This is a genomic window from Streptomyces africanus, assembly GCF_002150735.1.
Classification (GTDB): domain Bacteria; phylum Actinomycetota; class Actinomycetes; order Streptomycetales; family Streptomycetaceae; genus Streptomyces; species Streptomyces africanus.
This window is the reverse complement of sequence record NZ_MUKA01000539.1, coordinates 1-7,718: the sequence shown is the minus strand read 5'-3', so window position 1 is coordinate 7,718 and position 7,718 is coordinate 1. Positions and strand designations below refer to the sequence as shown.

The 7,718-nt window shown below is 70.0% G+C and carries 9 protein-coding genes and 2 pseudogenes; 7 read left to right on the top strand and 4 right to left on the bottom strand.

Annotated elements, in window-relative coordinates; translation table 11 throughout:
• The 6 genes and pseudogenes from CCL05_RS41660 to CCL05_RS46825 all read left to right on the top strand — a co-directional run.
• On the top strand, window positions 1–564 hold a 564-nt coding region (locus tag CCL05_RS41660), incomplete at its 5' end, for a DUF6895 family protein (RefSeq protein ID WP_425275988.1).
• On the top strand, window positions 561–1,727 hold the full coding sequence (locus CCL05_RS41655; protein WP_244204594.1) for a serine hydrolase domain-containing protein: 1,167 nt from the start codon (window positions 561–563) through the stop codon (window positions 1,725–1,727). The genes CCL05_RS41660 and CCL05_RS41655, both read left to right, overlap by 4 nt.
• A gap of 526 nt (window positions 1,728–2,253) precedes the next feature.
• Window positions 2,254–2,751 (top strand): SRPBCC family protein, encoded by a 498-nt coding sequence (locus tag CCL05_RS41650; protein ID WP_086565748.1) that lies wholly within the window; start codon window positions 2,254–2,256, stop codon window positions 2,749–2,751.
• Entirely contained in the window at window positions 2,748–3,596 is an 849-nt protein-coding gene (locus CCL05_RS41645) for an MmyB family transcriptional regulator (protein ID WP_086565747.1), read from the top strand. Before CCL05_RS41650 ends, CCL05_RS41645 begins: the two co-directional genes overlap by 4 nt.
• Window positions 3,568–4,017 (top strand): annotated as a pseudogene (locus CCL05_RS47660) (SDR family NAD(P)-dependent oxidoreductase); the annotation flags it as partial. The gene CCL05_RS41645 and the pseudogene CCL05_RS47660, both read left to right, overlap by 29 nt.
• Window positions 4,018–4,427: 410 nt before the next feature.
• Window positions 4,428–4,676, top strand: coding sequence for a hypothetical protein (locus CCL05_RS46825; protein ID WP_244204593.1), 249 nt, complete (start codon window positions 4,428–4,430; stop codon window positions 4,674–4,676).
• Window positions 4,677–4,698: 22 nt separating this feature from the next.
• Here the strand turns inward: CCL05_RS46825 and CCL05_RS41630 are convergent, their stop codons facing one another.
• Both CCL05_RS41630 and CCL05_RS41625 read right to left on the bottom strand, forming a co-directional pair.
• Window positions 4,699–5,679 carry an NADPH:quinone reductase gene (locus tag CCL05_RS41630; RefSeq protein WP_086565746.1) on the bottom strand — a complete coding sequence of 327 codons (981 nt, stop codon included), beginning with the start codon at window positions 5,677–5,679 and terminating at the stop codon, window positions 4,699–4,701.
• A 20-nt stretch (window positions 5,680–5,699) separates the two neighbouring features.
• Entirely contained in the window at window positions 5,700–6,260 is a 561-nt protein-coding gene (locus tag CCL05_RS41625) for a PadR family transcriptional regulator (protein ID WP_086565745.1), read from the bottom strand.
• An 88-nt stretch (window positions 6,261–6,348) separates the two neighbouring features.
• Between CCL05_RS41625 and CCL05_RS41620 the strand changes: the two genes are divergently transcribed.
• The gene (locus CCL05_RS41620; protein ID WP_086565744.1) at window positions 6,349–6,768 is read left to right on the top strand and encodes an ester cyclase; all 420 of its coding nucleotides are present in this window, start codon (window positions 6,349–6,351) and stop codon (window positions 6,766–6,768) included.
• A gap of 115 nt (window positions 6,769–6,883) precedes the next feature.
• Here CCL05_RS41620 and CCL05_RS41615 read toward each other — a convergent pair whose 3' ends face one another.
• Window positions 6,884–7,387 carry an SMI1/KNR4 family protein gene (locus CCL05_RS41615; RefSeq protein ID WP_086565743.1) on the bottom strand — a complete coding sequence of 168 codons (504 nt, stop codon included), beginning with the start codon at window positions 7,385–7,387 and terminating at the stop codon, window positions 6,884–6,886.
• Window positions 7,388–7,533: 146 nt separating this feature from the next.
• Window positions 7,534–7,718: pseudogene (locus CCL05_RS41610) on the bottom strand (TetR family transcriptional regulator); the annotation flags it as partial.

Genomic DNA, 7,718 nt, shown 5'->3' with positions numbered 1-7,718 from the left:
CTCCAGGGCTTGGCCGTGGCCGGTGATGCGCAGGGCGTTGGCCACGGCCAAGCCCTGGAGCCGGCCCAGTGGGAGACGCTGGCGCGAGCCACCTGGCTGGGCAGCACCCCAGCGCCCTGGCACATCGACTGGATGACGGGCTATCACCTCACCCACACCGTCTTCCATCTCACGGACTGGGGGGCCCGGCCCGACGGCCTGCCCGAGGACGTGGCCGCCCACCTCACCCGCTGGCTGCCGGTGTGGATCGACATCTGGACCGAGACCTGCCAGTTCGACCTGGTCGGCGAACTCCTCCTGGTCGGCAGCTGCCTGCCCCGCCCGCACGCTGATCCGGCCGACTGGCAGAGCCTGGCCCAACGTCAGCACCCCGACGGCCTGATGCCCCGCGACGGGAACCCCGTCGACGACGATCCCGCCATCCGCTTCCAGGAGCACCAGCACACCACGATCGTGGCAGCCGTCGCCGGCACCGTCGCCCTCACCCGTGCTCTGGACACCCGCGCCGGCGACGCACCCGGCACCGGCCTTCCGGCCCCCGCGCACGGCGACCGCCCGCGGTGACCCCCACCCCGGCCGATCCCGGCGCCGACGGCCTGCCCGTACGTGTGGGCCCCACACCTCGCCTCCCGCACCTGGCGGAAGACGACGCACAGGGCCGGCACCACGGCGAAGCCGGGACCATCCTCGACTCGGCCGGAGTGCGGCAGGCGGTGACGTCGCTTCTGTCGGCCGCGCCCGGCGCCAGCACCGTCGTCGTCGGCCTGCACCGCGCCGGACACCGGACGCTGATCGCCCGCGGCCGCGCCACCACCCACCGCGACGCAGCCCCCTCAACACCGGCCACCCGGTTCGAGATCGGGTCCCTGACCAAGCCGTTCACCGCCCTGCTCCTGGCCGAACAAGCCGCCAGCGGCGTGCTGGATCTGAACGACCCGCTCTGCCGCCACCTGCCCGCGCACGTGCTGCTGCCCCCGGGCGGACGTGCGATCACCCTCACCCACCTGGCCACCCACACCTCCGGCCTGCCCCGGCTGCCCCCCGGCCTGCTGCGCCAAGCTCTTCCGACCCTGTTCACCAACCCCTACGCCGGCTTCACCACCGACCACGTATTCGGCGCACTGGCCCGCACCCGCCTGCACGCCCCTCCCGGCACCCGCGTGCGCTACTCCAACTTCGGCGTGGGCCTGCTGGGCCACGCACTCCTAGGCGCGGCCGGCGCCACCGACTACGCCGCACTCCTCCACGACCGGGTACTCGCCCCACTGCGCCTGCACGACATCGACTGCGAGCCGACACCGCCCGCCGGAACCACGCAGGCCACCGGCTACTGGCACCGCCGGCCGATGCCCCCCTTCCACGTCCCGGGCCTGCCGGCCGCTGGTGCTCTGCGCGCCAGCGCCCGCGACCTGCTCACCCTCACCGAAGCCCTCCTCGACCCCCGCACGACCAGCGTGCCCACGCTGCGGACCGCGCTCAAGGAGGTCTGCCGGCCCCGCCTGCGGCTCCCGGACAACCGGGGGATGGCGTTGGTCTGGAACATCCGCACCCGCCCCGACAGGACCCGCCTCTATCACCACGCGGGCGCCACCCGCGGCTGCACCGCCTTCGCCGGCTTCAACCTCCAACACGGCACAGCTCTGGTAGCTCTGGCGAACACCGCACCCAACCTGGGCAACGCCTTCATCCAGGCCGCCTACACCGCCCTGATCGCCCTCCGGCCTTGACACGCGAGCCCAGCGTGGCTGACAACCGAAGCCACACCCTGAACCGTGGACGAAGCCTCAAGACAGCCTCCCCGCGCGTGCGGAGTGCGGACAAGTGGCTGTGTCGCTTTCCGTGGAGTCGTTTCGACCTGAGTTTGGGAGTCACCTGGCGCGCGTTTTCGTGATCAATGAGCGGTGTGCATCGTGAAGCTGCTGGTCACGGGTCTGGCGTGAGGTGTCTTCGGCGTACTCGTGCTGGTCGTGTGCGGCAGTCTGAGGTGTAGATCGTCTGGCAGGCGCGGGTTTTGCGATTTCTCGCCCGCCGTCTCGGATTGCGCTCGTAGGCTCCGGCGCATGGTGGACCCCGAGGTGCATGAGCGGACCACCGCGCGCCGCGCGGAACGGGGGCATGGAAGCTGCTGGGCTCTTGCGGGAGCAGAAGCTTTTGGTCGGGTCGCTGCCAGAGCACGGCGAACACGACGAGACCGCGAGGGTATGTACTGACAGGTGTCTGCCTCGGGCAGGTGCTGGCCGCGATGCTCGTGGCATGACCAAAACGAGTGTCCCGATCACCGTCTTCGCCCGTACAACGTCCAGCTGTGCGCACACCTACCAGGTCATCGTGCCGATCGACCTCGCCCAGGTGTTCAAGCCGTGGGGACCGTTCCCCGGCGTCGCGGAAGTGCGCGACCAGACCGGCACCTGGAACCGGCCGGGGACGTCGCGCCAGACCTGGTTCACCGACGGTTCCAAGGCCGACGAGCGGCTTACCGAGATCGCGGAGGGGCACGGGTTCGCCTATGAGCTGAGTGGCTTCACCAACGTGCTGGCCAAGCTGATCTCCGGGGTGCGCGGCGAGTGGTCGTTCCTGCCCGATGGGACCGGCACGTCGATCCGATGGACGTACGACTTCCGGCCGCTGCCAGGCCGCCGCTGGATCGTCGCGGGGCCGTTCAAGCCGCTCTGGGCCCGCTACATGCGCGCTGCACTCACCAGGATGGTGACCGTGGTGCAGGAAACGCCCGGTGGCATCATGGAGGAGTGATCGACCTGAGCTTCGGCGCCTTACTGCGCGGCTGGCGCGACCGCCTCGACCCGGCCGATGCCGGCTACGCCCGGTCGGCCCGCCGCCGCGCCCCTGGCCTGCGCCGCGAGGAACTCGCCGAGCTCGCCGGCCTCTCCGTCGAGTACGTGCTGCGCCTGGAGCAGGGCCGGGCCACCAATCCCTCCGCGCAGGTGGTCTCGGCCATCGCCCGCGCGCTGCGGCTCACCCCGGCCGAACGCGACCAGTTCTTCCGCGCTGCCGGCCTGCTCGCCCCGCGCGACCATACGGTCGGCACTCACGTGCCGCCGAGCCTCCGCCGCCTCGTCGCCCGCCTCGGTGACCTCCCGATCGGCGTGTTCGCCGCCGACTGGAGCCTGCTGTGGTGGAACGACATGTGGAGGGCTCTGCACGGCGACCCGTCCGGCCTGGCGCCCGCCGAACGCAACCTCGCCCGCGCACTCTTCGGCATGGGAGAGGGGCGCCGGCACCTGTACCCCGTCTCATCGTCGGCCGGACAGTACGCGTTCGAGACGGCGATCGTCGCGGACCTGCGCGAAGCGGTCGCCCGCTATCCGACCGACCCGGAGCTGGCCGCGCTCGTGGACGGGTTGCGCAGGGCCTCGCCGTTCTTCGGTGAACTGTGGGCCGGGGCGGGCATGGAGCAGCTGACTGGGGACCTGAAGACGATCAGCCATCCCGAGCTTGGCGACGTCACCCTGGACTGCGACGTGCTGACCTTGCCGGGAGTCGACCTGCGCATCGTCACCTACACAGCGGCCCCGGGAACCCGCGGCGCCGACCAACTCGAGCTCATGCGTGCGTCCCGGCTCAGCGAAGCCCGCTGACAATCGGAGCGCTGCGGTACTCATTCGGCATCCGGCCATTCATCGCAAACACTGCGGGGTGCCAAAACACGGCCCTCGCCGGTGTGTAGGAGGCATCCGGACGTCAACCACGACCCCGTCGGCACTCGGCCCGGCTCCCGCACCGGGGCGCGACATCCGTGAGACCGCGGAATCACTAGCCGCAGTCGCGCGCGAGCCCGTATCTCCGGATGCTCACGAGCTCGGCCGGCAACCGCACAAGGTCGTGGCCATCACGGATGCCAGCGGCGGGATCGGGCGAGCCACCGCCGTCCTCCTGGCCGCACGAGGTGCGAAGGTCGTGCTCGCGGCCCGCACCGCCAAGGCACTCGACGACCTGGTGGAGGACATCCGGTCCGCCGGAAGACAAGCCGTGGCCGTCGCCACCGACGTGACCCGCCGGACGGACGTCGCCGCGCCTCGCCCGCCGCGCCGAAGAAGCGCGATGCCGTCAAGCGCAGGAGGAAGCCGAACGCGAGGCTCAGCGCCCGGTGTGCGGGGACTGCGGGCAGAAGTTCACCGACGACCAGCACTAGGGTCGACTGGGGCCGCGGGGACAGTCACCCGCACCTGTGCGACGGCTGTAAGGCCCGGGCGCTCTAACGCGATCTACCAGGCCGGGGCCATCGAAGCCCACCGCGCGTTCATCGCCCGCCGCCGCTCTCTGCGCCCCAGCGGGGAGACCGCACCCCCACCGCGGAGGAGTGGGGTGCCTTCCTTGGGCACTTCGAGCGCCGCAAGCTCTCCATCGGCACCTGCGCTCGCTCGTTCGGTACCTCGTCCATCCACGAACACGCCTGCGTCCGCTGCTCGATGCTCCGTCCCGAGCCGGACCAGCGCGGCCGCCTGGTCGAGATCCGCGACAACCTCCTGGCCCGCATCATCGAAGCCGAACGCGAGGGCTGGCTGGAAGTGGGTGAGGTCAGTCTTGTCGGAGCCCAGGACAAGCTCGCCCAGTTGGACGCCCAACAAGTCCGCCGAAGCACCGTTGTGGAGCCAGGCATCCCGACCGTCCACGACATCGCCGGCCGGGACGGCACCCCACTCCTGCGGCCCGAGTGATCACCCCTCGTGCCGGCACAGTTCAGTTGGGAATGGTCACCAGGACGCGACCTCGGCCGCCGGTATCTACACGGTCATGGGCTTGGGCGATCTTCTCCAGCGGGTACAGGTCGCCGATGGCGACGGTCAGCATGCCGACCGCGGCTGCGGCAGTGAGGTCACGGGCCGCCTGCCGTTTCGCCGTTTCGGTGAAGTCGTCGCTGCCGAGCATGCGCACCGTGACGTTGTTGAACAGCATGGGCCAAAAGGGAAGTCGGGGCCGGTCGTCCCGGGTGGCGTAGGCGGCGATCACCGCGCCGTTCGCGGCGACGAGGTTGTCCAGGTCCGCGTTATCGGACAGGGCCACCTCGATGATTCGGTGCACGCCGTCGGGAGCATGGGCGCGGATCGCGGCGGCGGGGTCGTCCCCGTCGAGCGCCACGGCGTGGGAGACCGCGGCGGGGTCGAGGCGGTTCAGGTCGCTGCCATGGCGCACGGTCCCGATCACCGTCGCGCCGCCCCACCGGGCGAGCTGCGCGGCCAGGGAGCCGACGCCGCCGAGCACCCCGTGCACGAGCACGAGCTGTCCGTCGACGGGGCCGTCGCTGAACACGGCGCGGTGGGCGGTGATCCCAGGGATGCCCAGGCCGGCGCCGAGTTCGTCGCTGAGGTGGTCGGGTAGCGGAACGGCCAGATCCGCAGGCACGACGGTGTACTGGGCTGCGGTGCCGAAGGGGCGGTAGGACTGGGCGCCGTACACCCATACCCGCTGTCCCACGCGGTGGGCGTCGACTCCGTCGCCCACCGCGTCGATGACTCCGGCGGCATCGCTGTGCGGGATCACCCGCGGGTAGGGCATCGAGGAGCCGAGCCAGCCGCGCCGCTTCTTGGTGTCGCCGGGGTTGACGCCCGAAACGGTGACGCGGACGCGGACCTCGCCGGGGCCGGCGGTGGGGTCGGGTAGTTCGCCGACGTGCAGGACATCGGCGGCAGGGCCCTGTTCGTCGTACCAGGATGCAAGCATGGACGTACCTCCAGGGCCGGTCAGCTCGCGGGTTCGTCGAGCGGAAAGGAAGTGCTCTTGGTGGGCTCGTCACCGTCCAGAACAACGTGTAGCCAGGCGCGTTCGGCGCTGCTGATGGCACGGGCGGTGAGCAGCATGCCGCGCCGGTAGGGGTCGGCCACCTCCTCGGCCCGCAGCGGCCTGTCACCGTCGTAGAAGAAGCTCGCCGGCTCCTCCAGGAACTCAAGCCGTCTGCGCAGCACCGCGTGCTGCTCGGACACCTCGGGCAGGTGCGAGAGGAACGCCAGGATAGTGAAGAAGCGGGTGAAGTCGGTGATCTCGTGGTCCGCCGGCTTGCGCAGCCGCTTCAGCAATTCGGTGCGCCCGGCGCCGGTCAGGCTCAGTACGTACCGCGCCGGGCCCGCACCCGGGTCGGCGCGCCGCTCCAGCAGGCCCGCCTTGGTGAGACGGTTGATCGCCGGATACAGACTGCCGTCGCTGACCGGCCGCGTGTACCCAGTCAGCTGCGAAACCCGTCGGCGCAGCTCGTGCCCGGGCAGAGCACCCCCGGCCAGGAAGCCCAGTATCGCTAGTTCCAGCATGCCCTCAGTATCCAATCACATCGAAACGATGTACACATCGAATCGATGTTACCTTGAGTCGGAATACGACCGTCATGAGGAGAGAAACATGCCGCTCGAAGCCGTGAAGGCAGTGATGAACCGCTTCGTCGAGTTCATCAACACAGCCGATGAGGATCTTGGCCGCGAGGTCATCTCTCCCGACGCGGTGTTCCACGCACCGAGTCATCCGGAGCCGCTTCGAGGTCCCGAGGGCTACATGGAGATCATCGGCATGATGCGCGGTGGATTCCCGGACGTGCAGTGGACCCTGGAGGAGATGATCGGGGAAGGCCACACGGTGGCTGCACGGTTCACGATGCGCGGCACGCACGCCGGTGAGTTCTTCGGCATCCCCGCAAGCGGCAACAGGGTCTCGGTGCAGGCCATGAACTTCTACTACCTGGCCGACGGCCGGATTGTCGGCGAACGAGGTCAACCCGACCTCCTTGGAGTCATGCAGCAGATCGGTGCCGTAGCGGCACCATGAAGCAGGCAGGCGCATGTGCAACGCGTGCGCAGCCGCAGCTCTTCGCTCGGGGTGGGCGCCTGACCGGCCTCCGACGCCAAGGGAGCGAATGGACCGTGCCGCTGGAGTCCCCCCGTCACTGCTCGGTCGTTCCAAGAGTCTGGTCAGCGGTCGCGAAGCGGTGCTCGGCCGGCTGCAGCACGTCGTAGAGGTAGCCGAAGTGCGCCGTGTCCGCGGTTCCGGTGAGCACCGCCAGGAGGAAGGCGAGACACCCCATGTCGTGGTGCTCCCACAGGGGGCCGCGCCCCTCGTTGTAGAGCACGGTCCATTCGTCGGGGGACTGTCCGGGCCGCACCAGCCAGTACAGGAAGGCTCCCGTGCCCTCCTCGAATGCCCACGGCAGGACCCTCGCCCCTGTCTCCTGCAGGCCGGCGGGCTTGTCCTCGAACTCCCACAGGTCGGCCAGGATCTCGTCCCGTTCCCTCGTCTGCGTGTGCAGGTCGCAGTCGTCGTAGGCGGAGTCGGGGACGAGCAGCCAGATCGTCTCGTCGAAGATGCCGTCGCCGTATGTCTCGACGAGCTGCTTGTAGTCGACGGGCAGAGCCGTACCGAGGGCGCGCTCGGCTTGCGTCCAGTCCACCGGGGGTGGCGGATCCGCGGGCGGCGGACAGAGACGAACAAGCGCATCGAAGGCGATCACGGAACGGACGCTACCGGCACACCTGACGGATCCCGCAGGGGGGCGGCAGGCCAGGCCAAGATCCAGCCCGGCCGTGGAGTGCCACGTTAACTCGCCACTTCCTCCCGTCGCCGGTCATCACTGGCTGTGGCGGGGATGGCGTTGTCGATGAGGACGGCGGCGATGGCGGCGGCGGTGGGAAAGGCGTCGGCGTTGAGGACCCGGGTGCGGGCCGCGGCGCCGTCGATGAGCAGCGCGAGCTGCTCGCCGAGCTGTTCAGGGTCGGCGGCGC

Coding starts and splice junctions, on each gene's coding strand:
- CCL05_RS41650 (WP_086565748.1), top strand. CDS start 2,254: ATGACCAAAACGAGTGTCCCGATCACCGTCTTCGCCCGTACAACGTCC.
- CCL05_RS46825 (WP_244204593.1), top strand. CDS start 4,428: ATGCTCCGTCCCGAGCCGGACCAGCGCGGCCGCCTGGTCGAGATCCGC.
- CCL05_RS41630 (WP_086565746.1), bottom strand. CDS start 5,679: ATGCTTGCATCCTGGTACGACGAACAGGGCCCTGCCGCCGATGTCCTG.
- CCL05_RS41625 (WP_086565745.1), bottom strand. CDS start 6,260: ATGCTGGAACTAGCGATACTGGGCTTCCTGGCCGGGGGTGCTCTGCCC.
- CCL05_RS41620 (WP_086565744.1), top strand. CDS start 6,349: ATGCCGCTCGAAGCCGTGAAGGCAGTGATGAACCGCTTCGTCGAGTTC.